The sequence below is a fragment of the Nostoc sp. 106C genome (assembly GCF_002154725.1).
Taxonomy (GTDB): Bacteria; Cyanobacteriota; Cyanobacteriia; order Cyanobacteriales; family Nostocaceae; genus Aulosira.
The window spans coordinates 21,071-35,687 of sequence record NZ_MTAW01000093.1; the positions used below are offsets into that span (position 1 = coordinate 21,071).

Genomic DNA, 14,617 nt, shown 5'->3' on the forward strand with positions numbered 1-14,617 from the left:
TATCACATTAACTGAACCGTATTGCGCTATATTCAGGTTTAACTGAGCCAAATATAAATCTAGTTCAATCAATTATCAAACGAAATATATTATGGAACCAAAACTAGAAACTTGGCATAATTTTTGCTGCTTCCCGGTTACCTGTTTCCTTTTAAAGATGTTTCTCAAACTAGAGTAATTCAACTTTGATCAAGCTATCAATTCTTACTCACCACTACAAATCCTCGTGTTTTCCCTGAAGTCTGATCAAGCGTTGCCATTGCCTTCCACAACTCTTCTGCCTTCACCCAAACAGGCGGATATTTGTAGCGAGATACATCCAAGATTAGGAATCTATCTGTTTGTTTATTATATGCAGCTAAAGGAGAAATATGACCGCCTTTTTCCTGACCAATTGCCTTACGTAAATAATTAACTATAAGAAAATTACCAGGTTGTTGTAAATTTTCTGCTGCTAGTTTCCGAAAGTTCTCTAAACTAATATCAGCAGCATGGTAAACAGCAATTTTCACACCATAACTTCCTAATAATCCGCCTAACTGATCTAAAGTCATACCTTGACGAGAAACATCCTCAGCCGTTATTACTGCTTGAGCTTTTTCATTGCTAAAAAAGTTTTCTTGAGTAAAGACTCGATATGGTTTGTATTGTGGCGCTTCTGGTGCAGGAATTCCCAAACTGTTCAGCACCATCACCATACTCGCAACTCCACAATATGCTTGATTATTTTGGGTGATAAACTGGCTGCTGAGTGGGAAAAAATCTTCTCTTGATTGACTTTGAATTAATAATTTTTCACCTTCTTGAGAGTTAAAGTTAATTAAATTAGGTGTAAGAGAAAGTGTCTGAGCTAATACAGTCCCGCTACTCAAACAAACACCTAACAAGAGAAATCTGATAAATGATTTTGGAATCATATTTTAACCTTCTTAAGCTTTATAGAACCGTTAGATTTTATTTACTAAAAATCCGTATTAGAGTATGACTTACAGAAATCTAGGAATCTAATTTAATTGTTGAATAAATTGCGTAGCTCTCGAAGATCCTTCTTGGCTATTGCCTATTGCCAACCCATACAAGTAAGTTTACGAATCAAATAGGAACGCTATAGATCTAAAAAATAGTTTACACTGGAAAAAATAGCTTTAACCGTATTAAATGCCAATTAGCCATAAAATTGTGTTCATACTTTGGTGTCAATGTCGGGGATATGTTTGAGATACGCTCTCTACCTAAGAATCAATATTAAAGCGCCATAGAAGGCAATAATTTATGTTTCACGCCATACGCAAACTAGTAACCTTTGAAGATTTTGCAGCTTGGCGACCCGAAGGCGGAAGGTACGAACTACATGATGGCGTAATTGTTGAAATGGCACAACCAGCGGGAGACCATGAAGACGTTGTAGGTTTTATAGCAAGAAAACTAACTATAGAATTTGACCGATTAAATCTACCTGATATAATCCCCAAAACTGCACTGGTAAAACCTTCCACCTCAGAATCTGGCTACTCCCCAGATGTGCTATTACTCAATCGCGCTAATTTAGTAAACGAGCCTCTGTGGAAAAAAGCATCAACTGTTAGCCAAGCAGCATCAATTCCCTTAGTAGTTGAGGTAGTTAGTACGGCAGTCGCTTCAAGCCGGGAAACCCGTCCAACGCGCTGCCTTACCAACTGGGATGATGATTACTACACAAAACAGGGTAAGTATGAGGGTATTGGCATTCCTGAATACTGGGTTGTAGATTATCTTGGTCTAGGCGCTAAAAAGTTCACTGGCAACCCCAAACAGCCTACTATATCTGTTTATCAATTAATCGATGGCGAATACCAAGTTACCCAATTTAGAGGCGATGACCGCATCGTATCACCTACTTTCCCCCAACTAAACCTGACTGCTCAACAGATTTTTCAAACGGCTAATGCTTAAGTGTAGCTACGATCGCACAATCAGTTTCTTACTTTTTTTTGATTGAGTAACTAATTGTGAACTCAGGCGATCGCATAACTTTACCATTTTTTCCTTGGTGTCTTTGGATGGGGATACAGTAACAAGGTGAAGCGGAGAATAAGTATTGCAGGGATTCTTTTTCCTGTAATTAAAAGACAACTAACTCAAACCCTGGCAGAAAAAAGTGGAAGTTGTCTTCTTCGGTATTATGCTCCGCGTCTCCGTGTCATTTTCGCTCAGAAGAGTTATTCTTACTTGACCCCAATTAAGGAACCTCAATTGGAATTAAAGCATTTTCTGGCAAATAGCTAGAGAACTGCCCTTCATCTGACAATACAAAAATCAGGCGTAGGGGGTAATCTGGTGGAACTTGTAAATCTGCCCACGGTACTGCAAGTTCTAAACAAGTGTTAAAAGCTACTTGAGCGCGGCTAAACCGGGGATGCCATTGATAGTTCTCTCCTGCTTCCCGAAATTGAACCGATTGCGTGACAAAATTAATCTCCAGATGGTGGTGAAACAGGTAATTAACTGGTGCGGTATCTGGCACATCCGCCAAGGGAATTGGACTATTGTGCATGGTTTTATCGGGATAGAACCATAGCAAATTCAACTCTGTGGGAAAATCTCGACCTGGAACAACGCCGCTTTTTAAGTCCATTCGCAAATAAAAATTCAAGTGATCTACCCCATACCAAAGCCGTTGGATAGGGCTGCTGTTGTGCATTGTTCCCCGTGCACCGCCGATTTCGATGCGTCCAGCTTTGTCCCAATCTTGTTCATCACCCCTACCATCGATAACAGGGTGAATAAATCCTTGTGGAGTATGGTCTGCCCGTGCTGTATGGGCTTCTACTGGTTGTCTGAGATAGGGCGGTACAGGTTCATTTAACGCTTTGTAAATGCCATAGAGATGTTCCCGAAACAATTGGTCAAAAATCGCATCCTGATTTGAGGAATGTCCTTCACCAAACCACCAAAACCAGTCAGAACCTTCTGCGGCGTACAAAGCTTCCCATGCTTCTGGGTTATTTTCTTCTGTAGCTTCCGGGTGACTGGCCAGGGTTTCCCTGGCTTGTGTGAGGTAGTCCCAAGCACGGTTTTTGGCAGGATCGCCAATCCAAGTAGTAAAGCTACCATCTACCCAAGAACCGCTATGCAGTTGTTCTCCGGGGATAGTTGCTGTGGCGGGAAATTGTTCGAGGAATTCGGAGACAGTGACGAGTTTGAGGTGGGGTTCGTTGCTGAGGCTTTGATATAAGGCTTCTAAGAAAGGTTTGCCATCTTGAGGATAAAATTCCCAGCAATTTTCGCCATCCAAGGCAATAGTAACTAACCAAGGTTGTTCGCTGTGCTTGTCTCTTTGCCTTTTCGCGATCGCTTGCAGGTGTCCTACTAAGTCTGCTGCTGCCTGCTTTGCTGGCATTGCCCCGTAAGTAAAGCCAATCAAATCTGATAATCTGTGATCGCGGAAGACAATCGCCAATTCACCGGCTGGGGTTTCTAGGCGATAAGGTCGATATAGTAGTTCTGGTTCCTCCACATTCCCTGCCCCATCGCGATGGAAAAAGTGTTTTAGCGTCCATCCCAAGACAGCTTCATCTGAGCAAATCCACTTAAAACCTTGTTTAATAATATACGGTAATATTTCCGGGCTAACTGACTGCTCTGAAGGCCATAAACCACGCGGTTCTTGGCCAAAGCGGTCTGTATACAACTCCCAAGCTTTTTCTAAGTGGCGGGGAATGTCTTCTGCCCACTGAAAACGTCGTTCCGGCAAATTCATCTGCGGTACAGCGACCCGACCGGAATTAGTATCAGCTAGTAAAGGCAAAATCGGGTGAGTGTAGGGTGTGGTTGTGACTTCTAGCTGCCCTGCTGTTTGCATTTTCCGGTGTTGGGGGATAATGCGGCCAAGGATTTCTCTTTGTTTAGAATAAATGCGCTGGCGATCGCTTAAAGTAAAATTTCGACCCTGCTTTAACCAACTGGCAATTTCTGGGTCATCCCAAAACAGCGGATCGATCCACGCCAAATTATGCCAAGCTAACAAATCGCTATAATCTTGCAGTTGCCAATTCTCCAAACACCAAGCTTGTCCTTGCTCCTGCCTTTGATGATACAACTGGCCATAGCGAGGATGGGGGTCAATCAGGGTGTGGTGATTGGCATCAAAAAAGTGTTGGACAATAAATTCCCGCTGTTGCTGAGTCAGTTGTTCAACAGGCGTCAAACTGGCAGTTAGATAGGGATCGAAAGCTGTACCCGCAATGTAATCTTCCAGTTGCAATATCAGAGATGGAACCAAATTCACTGTTTGGTGTAACTTCGGATACCGTTCTAGGAGTAAGACCAAATCCAGATAATCTTTAGTGCCATGCAACCTAACCCAAGGTAAGCGGTACTGTTGGCTGGAAGATAACGAAACGCCGCTGCCAGGAGATTTGTACAGCGGCTGATGTTGATGCCAGATAAAGGCGACGTAAAGAGGTTGGGTCATAGGGAATGATGGGGTATTGGGCAATGAGGATTGGGGATTGGGCATGGGGGCATAGGGCATTGGGGATTGATTGGGCATGGAGCATAGGGCATCCCTGCCCTTGTCTGCCTTATTTCTACCTTGTCTCCCCTAGCCCTTAATCCCTAGCCCCTTCCAGTCCCTAGATAACTTGTTCGACTTCGGCAATTTCGGGAATCATTTCCCGCAAGCGGCGCTCAATACCCATTCTTAAGGTCATGGTAGAGCTAGGACAAGAACCGCAAGCTCCTTGCAACCGCAATTTGACCACAGGCCCATCCAGTTCTACTAATTCCACATTGCCGCCATCAGACATTAGGTAAGGGCGCATTTCATCTAATACAGTTTCTACGTTGTCAATTGTCAGTTCCATAGTTTTAGACCTGTAAGTTAACCGAGGGTATGGGGAATTAGTCTACAGTGGAGCTAAAGCACAACTATCAAGCTATTTCCCAAAATTTTATTTTCTTGCTTTGTTAAAACGATCCTAGATCTAATTGCAGCTAGTTGTTAGTTATTGGTAGCCAGTTATCTGTTTGTGATGACTTTAGGCTATACCAAAAATCTCTAAATCTAGAAGCTGTATTGGATGATATCTCTATATTGTGCCGCTATACTGTACTAGCTTTATTGATATTCGAGTTGCGGAATACCGCATCGTAGCGACTCGCATTGTAACTAGCACTGTTTTGCAGTTTTCGGCTGTATTAGCCGAGCAATTCTTAAATCTATTTTAGAAATATAACATTAGACACTTGACTAACAGATGCTATTTTGTAGATCGTTATCATTGGAGGAAACGAGTACTGGCTGTTGATACAGAGGCACTGTGAATGTCACTGTGGAGCCAAGCCCTTCACCTAGACTGTAAAAATGCACCTCACCACCCATTGCCTCTACTAGCTTCTGGGATATTGCCAATCCCAAACCTGTACCACCATACTGGCGGGTGCGAGAGCCATCAACTTGAGAAAATAATTGAAATAGTTTGTCTTGTTTGTCTAACGAAACACCAATACCAGTATCTGCTACACGTACTCTCACCATTCCAGGGTATTCCTGCCCTTGGAGCTTTGCTTTTTTGATGGCGAGATCGGCGCTAATAGTTATACCGCCTTCTTGAGTAAATTTAATGGCATTACCTACTAAATTGAGCATTACTTGTAGCAGCCGTTGGTAATTGCCTTGAACAATAATTTCATCTGAGGTAATAGGCATTTGCATCCGGAAGCTCAGGTTTCTCATCTCGGCTTGAGGACGCATAAAATTGTCTACATCACCGAATAACTCAGCTAATTGAACTGGAGCACAATCTAGATCCATTTTGCCAGCTTCGATTTTGGCAATGTCCAAGATATCGTTGATGATGTTCAGCAAGTGAATCGATAAGTGGTGAGCCTCTTTGAGAAATTGATGTTGTTCTTCTGGATCGTCTGCCATCCCCTCCAGAATCAGCTTCAAAAATCCAATCATGCCGTTAAGAGGAGTACGAATTTCATGGGAAACATTCGCCAGAAACTCGCTTTTAAGGCGAGAGGCATCTTCAGCTTTTTGACGGGCTGCTTCTAATTCTTTGTATAAAGTAGCATGAGCGATCGCTGTTCCCAGCTGATCTGCCACTTCTTTAGCTAGTTCGATTTCTGCATCTGTCAAAGGGTAGCATTCATCCCGCAAATTCAATGCCACCAATCCATTTGCTTGGTCTTGATAAGATGTAGCCACTACTAAAATTTTCTGGTGTGGACAAAGACTATACCCTGGTACTTCCATGACTATCGGTTCTAAAGTAGCCAAGGCTTGAGCAAAGGCAGGCTCAGTAGCTAAATCTATGTCTACACCTAGTAGAGATTTGCACTCTGGCTGGTGATACTCTGCTATTACCCGCACTTTCGGGCTAGAAGGCTGGTAGGGACAAATAATACAGCGTTCTAACCGCAGCACTTTCCCCAAACTATCAACTGTTTGCTGCCAAATAATGTCTAGATCAAGGTTGCGGCGAATATTTTTGGTAATTCGATTCACCAGCTTTTGGTGTTGCTGTGAGCGTAAAGCCAACTCTATCTGTGTAGGTGTTTTTGTGATTACATCTATTTTGCCTCTGTTGACTTTAGCTTGTAGTAAGCGTCCCATTACCAAAACAGTGGTTGCCGCTTTACCCAATTGCGGCATAATCGGAGTGATCACCAATTCCAACTCAAACAACTCCTGGCCGCAACTAAACCAGCACTGCAATTTTTCCGGCACCAAACTTGTCAAAATCCGGTGCAGCCGCTCCAAATAAGCAACCTTATCAACTGGGTCGAAGGTTGCCTCATCATTGAACTCATCAATTATCTGGTCAGGATTTAACCCCAGAAGCTCACTGTGCTGCCAACAAAAAGTCAGGTAACGCCCTGACCCATCTTGTGTATATACCAACTCAGCTCCTAGAGTTGGTAGCAGGTAATCAGTCGGATTATTAATAGAGTTTCGATTCTGGGAGAATAAGTTCGGCAATTGAGAATTGGCAGTAATAGTCATTATCGAGTTGGATAGACAAATAGCAGCCGACAACATTATTACTAAAGCTGCTTAAAGTTTGGCATAAATTATTACAGCTTTGGAGTTTTTATTTGAAGTTTTGGTGATTCTGCAAGCCAAAGTTGCAAATTTTACATTTTTTTGATTTTATATTTACACTTTATTTATATTCAATCATTCCATTCTCCCCGAGGTGGAATAGGAGCGCGTACAGGAGTACGTGTCAGTTCATCATCTCTGGGGACTTCACCCCGCAACCATTGCCGAATCGCCACTTCAATGACTTTACTTGGGTCGTTAGTTAGATGCTGAATTTGCTCTAGTAACTCAGAGTCCAGATGGACGGCAATTTCTACCTTATCGGCTTGTCTGTTTTCCGCATCGGTAGCTTTTTCTTTCATATTCATAGGTTTATATACTCAGAAATTGTTGTGTCAAAAGCTTTGTAAAGCAGCACTATTATGAATTTCGGATTAGTTTACTGACAAATGTAAAAATTTATAGTTACATAGTTCCCCGAAATTTTACCAAAGTAACAGCTTCTGCTTGCAAGTGGCAATTTTCATAGAAGTTACCATACAGTAGCTTTCTAGAAGTTTGTCAGTAAATCAATTCTTACGGGCAATTACGGGTTAAATTACCCATGATCTCTACACTATGTACTTATACATATTTATTGTACGCTTCTGGTTGATCAATACCCCTAACTAAAAATAGACTTTTACAGATTCTTTTTGCTAGATGGGAAATCAGGCAGTCCCAATGAAACAATTTCACAACCATGCATTGGGTATTAGGATATGTACATCGATATTTGTCGAAGTAGATTTCAAGACAGAGGACAAGAGGTAAGTCCAGCGCGGCAAGAGTAGGAGCGTCACTTTAAGGGGTAAAGGACAGATATACGCTTGGAGCAGACTTCTCTTAGGGTAGAAATAACAATTTGAGAAATTTTGCGTCAGTCTTGGCAATTTTATGCCAACAGAGCCAGAAACGAAACCCAACAATTAACGTTTAAAGTTGAAAAAAGCACCTCAACAGAAGTTAAGTTGTTTGCTGACGGGGGTTTATCGGAGCCATTCTGATGCAGAAAAGAAAAGTCAGGCGATTAACGATGTTGTTTGCAGTCATGCTAGTAATCAGCATCATCGCAGGTCATAGCCATTCTCTTAAAGCTGCCTCATCTTTAGGCAAGGACACGCTGACGATGATAACTTCACCAGATTACCCACCTTATGAGTTTTATGATACTCAGGGTGGTGAGAGGCAAATCGTTGGCTTCGATATAGATATTGCCAAGAACCTAGCTCAAAAATTGGGGTTTAAACTCCAAGTCATGGAATCTGATTTTAATGGATTAATTCCTGCACTCCAAGCAAATCGGGCTGATTTTGTGATGGCTGGGATGACTCCGACACCAGAACGTCAGAAAAATGTGGATTTTTCTATTATTTATTACGAAGCAAAAGATACTATTGTCGCTCCTAAAAATAGCAACCTCAAACAGCCTCAAGATTTAGCCGGGAAAAAAGTTGGCATTCAACTGGGAACTATCCAAGAGCAAAATGCTAAAAAAATTGCCCAAAAAGTTACAGGTATTCAACTCAAGCAACTTAATAAAGTACCGGAAATCATTCAAGAACTTAAATCAGGACGAATTGATGCGGCAATTGTTGAGGATACTGTTGCCAGAGGATTCGCTCAAGCTAACCCACAATTAGAGTTTAACGTGATTCCTTCAGAAGAGGCGAGTGGATCGGCGATCGCTTTTCCTAAGGGTTCCGCTTTTGTAGAACCTTTTAATCAAGGTTTGCAACAAATGAAGGATAAAGGCGAACTTGAAAAATTAGTTACCAAATGGTTTACGCAAAATACCTCAGCCCCTACTTTATCCTCACCTGCCAAAGGCGGGCTAAATCTAGACTTTACCCGAATTCTCCCAGACATTCCCTTTATCCTCAAAGGCATTCCTCTAACGTTATTGTTTACACTCTTTTCCGTATTTCTGGGGTTAATTTGGGGTACAGTTCTCTCTTTGTGCAAAATTACCGGAATTAAGCCCCTTACTTGGCTGGCTAATGCTTACACATCTATATTTCGTGGCACACCTCTACTGTTACAGTTAGCGTTGGTTTACTATGCGACGCCCCAGCTGACAGGCTATGATATCTCGGCTTTACAGGCAGGGGTGCTAACATTTACCCTCAACTCTGGCGCTTATATGTCGGAAACCATCCGGGGTGGAATTCAAGCCGTAGATAAAGGACAAACTGAGGCGGCGATGTCTATGGGTGTTCCTTACCGATTGATGATGTGGGATATTATTTTGCCCCAAGCATTGAAGAATATTCTCCCAGCATTGGTAAATGAAACTATTGGATTATTGAAAGACTCAGCTTTAGTATCAACAATTGGTGTAGTGGAAATATTACGCAGTGCCCAAATTGTCGGTGCGAATAAATATATTTACTTTGAACCACTGCTGTTTGCAGGGTTAATCTACTATGTTTTAGTGATGGGTCTGACCTTTGCTGCATCTGTTTTAGAAAGGAGGTTGAGACAAAGTGAGTGAAGTTGTAATTCGTACAGAATTCTTGTGTAAATCTTTTGGTAAACTCAACGTACTCAAAGATATTTCTACAGATATTCACCAAGGTGAAGTTGTGGCGATTCTTGGCCCTTCTGGTTCGGGGAAGTCTACCTTTCTAAGATGCTTGAATTTGTTAGAACGTCCCACTAGAGGCAGAATCTATTTTCACAAGCAAGAAATCACTAATCCCAAAGTAAATATCGCTCAGGTTCGGCAACAGTTGGTAATGGTGTTTCAACACTTTAATTTATTTCCCCACATGACAGTCATACAAAATGTCACCTATGCTCCGATTAAGGTGAAAGGAGTAGATCGACAGTTAGCTGAAAGTAAAGGGCTGGAGTTACTGACAAAGGTAGGCTTAGAGGAAAAAGCAGATGTCTATCCATCTAAACTATCAGGAGGACAAAAACAAAGAGTAGCGATCGCTCGCGCTTTGGCAATGGAACCTGAAATGATTTTATTTGATGAACCCACCTCCGCTTTAGATCCAGAAATGGTCAAAGATGTGCTGGAAGTCATGCAAGCTTTAGCTCACACAGGAATCACAATGGCAATTGTTACCCATGAAATGGGATTTGCCAAAGAAGTAGCTAGTCGAATTATGTTTCTCGATCGAGGGATGTTGGCAGAAGATACCACTCCCAGCCAGTTTTTCCAAAGTCCTCAGTGCGATCGCGCTAAGCAATTCTTAGAAAAAATGCTTTAGCTAACTAGATTCCCGACTTGTTTATGAGGTCGGGAATCTTTCATAATTAAAAGCGATCGCGATAGCGACCTGTCACCATCTCGCGTTCATGCTCTCGTAGTTCTGCTGGACTGGGTGTTTTGAATCCAAAATAGGCAGCAATCAATGCTGTGATTGCATGTAGCCAAACATCGTGACCAAAGATCGGAATTAGGCCAAATACGGTATTAAGAACTGGCAACAATCCCATAACTGCCAGCACTCCATAAAAGATTGCCAAACCCCGTCCGTAATTGCGCGCTCTAATATAGGTGCGGTAGGAAACTAATCCCGCAATACCAACAGCTATATGCACAATGTTATGGAGAACATTAATGGCAAATGTTTTCAACAGGTAACCATATCCTGCCTTAAACACAATTGCAGGTCCAGCAACACCAGGCGTTGCTACCATACCTGGTATAAAGCCAAAAATGCCAATTAATAGAAACACAATGCCGCTAATTAAGGCAAAGTAGCGTGCTCCCATAGTATTACTCCCTTTATTAGAGATTTTGGGAAACCAGGGGGATTTCTCATCCCGGAAACTACTCACTTTGTTTGTTGCAATTAAAACTGCTACTGTTGTTCAAGTCCCTAGCAGTCATGGCAACAATTTTCCTACTCTCAAGCTGGCTCAAACTCAAGCAGAAATTCCCCTATCTAAAGTAAGAATTTTGAAAATTTTGCGATGTCTGCGACAAGCCTCTGCTGACGATGGCTTGCCACTGCACAGGTTGCCAGCGAATGACCGCCAGCGCTTTTTCTTTAAGCGCCGCAATTCCAAGCGTTGGGTTCTCAATACTGAAAGGTCAGCCGACCATCGGCGGTTTACATGGCGCGACTCGCCATTACTTCTGCCCACACTGCATGAGTTGGATATTTACTCGCCCGGAAGGAATGGACGAGTTCGTTAACCTTCGTGCGACGATGCTGGATGATGTGTCATGGACGATGCTGGATGATGTGTCATGGTTCACGTTTTTCATCGAAACTTGGACAAGGGAAAAGCTGACATGGGCGATAACTTCTGCGGTTTATAGCTTCGAGACCCTGCCCACAGAAGAAGACTATGCTTCACTGATAGAAGAATACGCCAAGCAAGCATCGAGACCTTTACGATGACTGGAACTTGAAACCTTCCCCAATCTTCGACCCCGTTCGGGAGCTACTTGCCCTGTTGCGCTCAGTGTGAAGGCGATGTTGGGTGCAGTCTTCTACAAATCCTTGGTCGTTTGAGGTTGATGGTGAAAATTATTAAGTTACGCCCGTAAATTTATTGTGAAGATACACGCCAAATCTTAATAGTGCCATCCTGCCCAGCACTAGCGAGAATCTGACCTCGGTGCTATTAGGTAATTCTACAAAATACGGTTGAGAGCCATTGTCGAGAATGCCTCCAGCTTGATATCTGATTCGACTGATTAAACTACACGCTGTTCCATAATGATTTTCAAATTCTCAGCCCCCTATTAACAGCAAGTTATCAATCAGACTTTCTATCAATTCCTGTAACAGTAGTGTTAGGGCAAAAATGCAGTGACAACCAATGTCAGCACTCCCTTTGAGTGGGCGCAACGGCAGATGGTTGTGTTGGCGATGTCGGGTGGAGTAGTGTATACGCGCCTTGGGAGAGGCGGTAGCAACTGGGGAGACGATGAAGCGGTTTCTGATACGGGAATGAGTAGGCATTGCAGTTCAACTACTGGCATATTATAGTACTCGTTCCCCCACCCCCACCACCATACTGTCTCTACTGTTATTTCCTTAGCGTTGGTAAAATGGATGAATTCTTGCCCATTGTCATAAAACTTTCCGGTGTTGAAAATTATTTTTTGTTTGATGCTTAAGGATGCTCTGCTTTGCTAGAGAGAGTCAAAACCAGTGTTTTGGATATGTCCTCTCTGCCGCTAAATTATTGAAGATCACAGCGCATAGCACTAAAATCATCGATCCCTCGAAGGCAGGTGTGAGCAGAAATTGCCAGTCCGGTTTCGTCATCATGACGACTAATGCAACAGCACCCGAAGGTGGGTGTAGGGTTCCGGTAAGCTGCATAATTCCAATTGCACTAGAAACAGCCATTCCCATTGCCAAGGGAGAAGAACCGAGAAAATGCAGAATTATCAAACTCACGATAGCAGCTAAAAGATTACCCCCAATGACATTGCGAGGTTGAGCCAAAGGACTTTCAGGGACACCAAATATCAAGACACTTGTAGCACCAAAAGGAGCCATCAGCAAAGGAGAATTAGTTTTTACAGCAAGGTAAGAAGTTGCAGTGATCGCCAAGAAACTACCAATCCAACTCCAAAAAACGTGCCGATGATGAGGTCTTTCTATTGGACAGGTCAGCGGACATGAGCGCCATCTGCCAAAGGTTTTAAAGCAATAATTTTCCCATTTCAACCGAATTTTTTTATAGTCGATCATGAACCACTTGATAATTATGACTCTCTGAATTGACTGAGCAAGACTTTATTAAAGTTACAATAACATGACATTTCTCAAGAAAACTGTAAAAAGTATCTAAAGATACAGATTTTTCTAATTTATTGGAAAACAGGTTAAATGGATAAATTTAATTCACATAAAATCAGGGCTAAAAATCTTACTGCAAGCTAATTACTCAGTAAAATAAATGACGATTAGCTGACGGGGTGATATTGGCTTACCCTCGGTTGGCCCCAGTCAAATTCTCACTAACTTAACTATTCTGCATCTTTTCGGTTCGGAACCCTGGGCGATGGGCATGGCAGTGGCGACAGCTATTGGGATGATGCAGTTTACTGGATCTTTACACCCGCCTTCGGGAGCAGTTGCATTAGTTGTGATGATGACAAAGGCTCAATGGCAATTTCTATTCACACCTGCACTGGAAGGTTCGATAATTCTGGTACTCTGCGCTGTGGTTTTCAATAATCTGGCACATGAGAGGACTTATCCCAAGTACTGGCTGTAAGCCACATGATTAATGCTTTGATTGAGCAGCAATCGAATTTGCTGCTCGTAAAATTAGGAAATACTAACTATTTGTGCTGAAGATAGCTGTTACTGCTTTGTAAATGTTGATAGCGACGCAAAACAGCTTGAATATTTTTTTTAGAGACTTCTTCCCCAACTACCAAAGAAAGCGATCACCACAACAGGGAACCAACTTGTTTAATATAGTCGTGTTCATAACTCAACTGTTTTGCGATTTCTGCATAAGTGCATCCCAGCCAACTTTCCACAAACACCGCAGATTGAATGTCATTGAGCCTTTGCCCAAAATGATTAGAGCATAAGAGAGTATCGACTAGGTTCAGGGCCTCTTGTGCCTTCATTGTCAATCAGCTTCTCTATTACGTGAACTTCGTGAGATTTCACCTTTTTAGGAGCAGATTACGGTTAGCTTTACATTTTTTTACAGTAATTACTCACTTTTTCTCACTGCCGAGGCGATCGCTCTTGGATTAATATATGAAATTGCCCGTACAGATAAATTTCTGTTCCGGCTAATAAACAGGAGATAAATTATGAAATTTGGGATTGATATGGGGCATAATTGCCCACCTGACACAGGAGCATTAGGTATTAAGAAAGAAGATATTTTAACTAAGGAAGTCGGTACACTACTAATCCAAAAATTAACAGCAGCTGGTCATACCGTTATTGATTGCACTCCTAAAACAGCTAATAGTGTGACTGATTCTCTACTTCAAAGAGCTAATAAAGCGAATGCCAATAACGTGAATATTTTTGTTTCTATCCATTTTAATGCATTCAACAATAAAGTGAATGGTACAGAAGTTTTTGCTATTAGTAACGCTTCCAAAGGTATAGCGCAATCAGTTCTCAAAGAAATCGTGAAACTTGGATTTAATAATAGAGGTGTTAAAAATACAAGTTTATCGGTCTTGAGAAATACACACATGCCAGCTATTTTAGTTGAGTGTTGCTTTTGTGACTCTCAAACAGATATGGATATCTTTGATGCTGAAAAAATGGCTGAAGCTATCAAAGATGGATTAATTGGTGAATCAGCAGAAGATACAGTCAAATCTGATAAAGAGCACTTTTTGGAGATTACGACACCAACTATTTTAAAACCATCCACAGATCAATCCTCAGAACTACCTAAAGAGTCACTAATTGAGATTGCTCCAGGAAAGTACCCAGTGTTAGATGCTCGTTTTGAAGAACACCATTATTGGGTGAAGTGGCCTGACAAAACTAAAGGAAACCGAGATATACATTTTGTTTTTGCTGGACACGCCAAAATTCAATAAATTCAAGTAGCGTGTGTTAGGTGCATATAGCGGTGGGT

15 protein-coding genes and 1 pseudogene are annotated in these 14,617 nt (G+C 42.0%); 8 read left to right on the forward strand and 8 right to left on the reverse strand.

Annotation, left to right across the window (positions count from 1 at the left end):
• Positions 1–197: 197 nt before the first annotated feature.
• A complete protein-coding gene (locus BV375_RS11320) occupies positions 198–917 on the reverse strand; it encodes a phytochelatin synthase family protein (protein ID WP_086760422.1) in 720 nt (239 codons plus the stop codon).
• 355 nt (positions 918–1,272) lie between these two features.
• Here BV375_RS11320 and BV375_RS11325 point away from each other — a divergent pair, with 355 nt between their 5' ends.
• Positions 1,273–1,932, forward strand: a complete 660-nt coding sequence (locus BV375_RS11325; protein ID WP_086760424.1) for a Uma2 family endonuclease — start codon at positions 1,273–1,275, stop codon at positions 1,930–1,932.
• A gap of 286 nt (positions 1,933–2,218) precedes the next feature.
• On the opposite strand, the gene BV375_RS11330 is transcribed toward BV375_RS11325, so the two are convergent.
• The 4 genes from BV375_RS11330 to BV375_RS11345 form a co-directional block, all read right to left on the reverse strand.
• Positions 2,219–4,453, reverse strand: a complete 2,235-nt coding sequence (locus tag BV375_RS11330; protein WP_086760604.1) for a glycoside hydrolase — start codon at positions 4,451–4,453, stop codon at positions 2,219–2,221.
• A 160-nt stretch (positions 4,454–4,613) separates the two neighbouring features.
• A complete protein-coding gene (locus BV375_RS11335) occupies positions 4,614–4,844 on the reverse strand; it encodes a NifU family protein (protein ID WP_086760426.1) in 231 nt (76 codons plus the stop codon).
• A 386-nt stretch (positions 4,845–5,230) separates the two neighbouring features.
• Entirely contained in the window at positions 5,231–6,991 is a 1,761-nt protein-coding gene (locus BV375_RS11340) for an ATP-binding protein (protein ID WP_086760428.1), read from the reverse strand.
• A gap of 170 nt (positions 6,992–7,161) precedes the next feature.
• Positions 7,162–7,398: a hypothetical protein gene (locus tag BV375_RS11345; RefSeq protein WP_086760430.1), complete on the reverse strand. Its 237-nt coding sequence runs from the start codon at positions 7,396–7,398 to the stop codon at positions 7,162–7,164.
• Between the two features lie 677 nt (positions 7,399–8,075).
• On the opposite strand from BV375_RS11345, the gene BV375_RS11350 reads away from it, so the two are divergent.
• Both BV375_RS11350 and BV375_RS11355 read left to right on the forward strand, forming a co-directional pair.
• Positions 8,076–9,563: an ABC transporter permease subunit gene (locus BV375_RS11350; protein WP_086760432.1), complete on the forward strand. Its 1,488-nt coding sequence runs from the start codon at positions 8,076–8,078 to the stop codon at positions 9,561–9,563.
• The gene (locus BV375_RS11355; RefSeq protein WP_086760435.1) at positions 9,556–10,290 is read left to right on the forward strand and encodes an amino acid ABC transporter ATP-binding protein; all 735 of its coding nucleotides are present in this window, start codon (positions 9,556–9,558) and stop codon (positions 10,288–10,290) included. The genes BV375_RS11350 and BV375_RS11355 overlap by 8 nt, the downstream gene beginning before the upstream one ends.
• A 46-nt stretch (positions 10,291–10,336) precedes the next feature.
• Here the strand turns inward: BV375_RS11355 and BV375_RS11360 are convergent, their stop codons facing one another.
• Entirely contained in the window at positions 10,337–10,798 is a 462-nt protein-coding gene (locus BV375_RS11360) for a DUF4383 domain-containing protein (RefSeq protein WP_086760437.1), read from the reverse strand.
• A 257-nt stretch (positions 10,799–11,055) separates the two neighbouring features.
• Between BV375_RS11360 and BV375_RS38100 the strand changes: the two are divergent.
• The 3 genes and pseudogenes from BV375_RS38100 to BV375_RS36800 form a co-directional block, all read left to right on the forward strand.
• Positions 11,056–11,193: pseudogene (locus BV375_RS38100) on the forward strand (aldehyde-activating protein); the annotation flags it as partial.
• A 15-nt stretch (positions 11,194–11,208) separates the two neighbouring features.
• The gene (locus BV375_RS38105) at positions 11,209–11,433 is read left to right on the forward strand and encodes a hypothetical protein (protein ID WP_243713915.1); all 225 of its coding nucleotides are present in this window, start codon (positions 11,209–11,211) and stop codon (positions 11,431–11,433) included.
• A 414-nt stretch (positions 11,434–11,847) separates the two neighbouring features.
• On the forward strand, positions 11,848–12,027 hold the full coding sequence (locus BV375_RS36800) for a hypothetical protein (RefSeq protein WP_166507427.1): 180 nt from the start codon (positions 11,848–11,850) through the stop codon (positions 12,025–12,027).
• 156 nt (positions 12,028–12,183) lie between these two features.
• Here the strand turns inward: BV375_RS36800 and BV375_RS11370 are convergent, their stop codons facing one another.
• Positions 12,184–12,741, reverse strand: a complete 558-nt coding sequence (locus tag BV375_RS11370) for an HPP family protein (RefSeq protein ID WP_086760443.1) — start codon at positions 12,739–12,741, stop codon at positions 12,184–12,186.
• 280 nt (positions 12,742–13,021) lie between these two features.
• On the opposite strand from BV375_RS11370, the gene BV375_RS11375 reads away from it, so the two are divergent.
• A complete protein-coding gene (locus tag BV375_RS11375) occupies positions 13,022–13,270 on the forward strand; it encodes an HPP family protein (protein ID WP_339376780.1) in 249 nt (82 codons plus the stop codon).
• Between the two features lie 175 nt (positions 13,271–13,445).
• On the opposite strand, the gene BV375_RS11380 is transcribed toward BV375_RS11375, so the two are convergent.
• Complete coding sequence (locus BV375_RS11380) at positions 13,446–13,634, reverse strand: hypothetical protein (protein ID WP_086760447.1); 189 nt, start codon at positions 13,632–13,634, stop codon at positions 13,446–13,448.
• A 192-nt stretch (positions 13,635–13,826) separates the two neighbouring features.
• On the opposite strand from BV375_RS11380, the gene BV375_RS11385 reads away from it, so the two are divergent.
• Complete coding sequence (locus BV375_RS11385; protein WP_086760449.1) at positions 13,827–14,579, forward strand: N-acetylmuramoyl-L-alanine amidase; 753 nt, start codon at positions 13,827–13,829, stop codon at positions 14,577–14,579.
• The last annotated feature ends 38 nt before the right edge of the window (positions 14,580–14,617 follow it).

Excerpts from the sequence above, each read along its gene's own strand:
- BV375_RS11340 (WP_086760428.1), bottom strand. The coding sequence starts at position 6,991 with ATGACTATTACTGCCAATTCTCAATTGCCGAACTTATTCTCCCAGAAT.
- BV375_RS11385 (WP_086760449.1), top strand. The coding sequence starts at position 13,827 with ATGAAATTTGGGATTGATATGGGGCATAATTGCCCACCTGACACAGGA.
- BV375_RS11380 (WP_086760447.1), bottom strand. The coding sequence starts at position 13,634 with ATGAAGGCACAAGAGGCCCTGAACCTAGTCGATACTCTCTTATGCTCT.
- BV375_RS11370 (WP_086760443.1), bottom strand. The coding sequence starts at position 12,741 with ATGATCGACTATAAAAAAATTCGGTTGAAATGGGAAAATTATTGCTTT.
- BV375_RS38105 (WP_243713915.1), top strand. The coding sequence starts at position 11,209 with ATGGACGAGTTCGTTAACCTTCGTGCGACGATGCTGGATGATGTGTCA.
- BV375_RS11325 (WP_086760424.1), top strand. The coding sequence starts at position 1,273 with ATGTTTCACGCCATACGCAAACTAGTAACCTTTGAAGATTTTGCAGCT.
- BV375_RS11335 (WP_086760426.1), bottom strand. The coding sequence starts at position 4,844 with ATGGAACTGACAATTGACAACGTAGAAACTGTATTAGATGAAATGCGC.
- BV375_RS11320 (WP_086760422.1), bottom strand. The coding sequence starts at position 917 with ATGATTCCAAAATCATTTATCAGATTTCTCTTGTTAGGTGTTTGTTTG.
- BV375_RS11330 (WP_086760604.1), bottom strand. The coding sequence starts at position 4,453 with ATGACCCAACCTCTTTACGTCGCCTTTATCTGGCATCAACATCAGCCG.
- BV375_RS11350 (WP_086760432.1), top strand. The coding sequence starts at position 8,076 with ATGCAGAAAAGAAAAGTCAGGCGATTAACGATGTTGTTTGCAGTCATG.
- BV375_RS11345 (WP_086760430.1), bottom strand. The coding sequence starts at position 7,398 with ATGAATATGAAAGAAAAAGCTACCGATGCGGAAAACAGACAAGCCGAT.
- BV375_RS11360 (WP_086760437.1), bottom strand. The coding sequence starts at position 10,798 with ATGGGAGCACGCTACTTTGCCTTAATTAGCGGCATTGTGTTTCTATTA.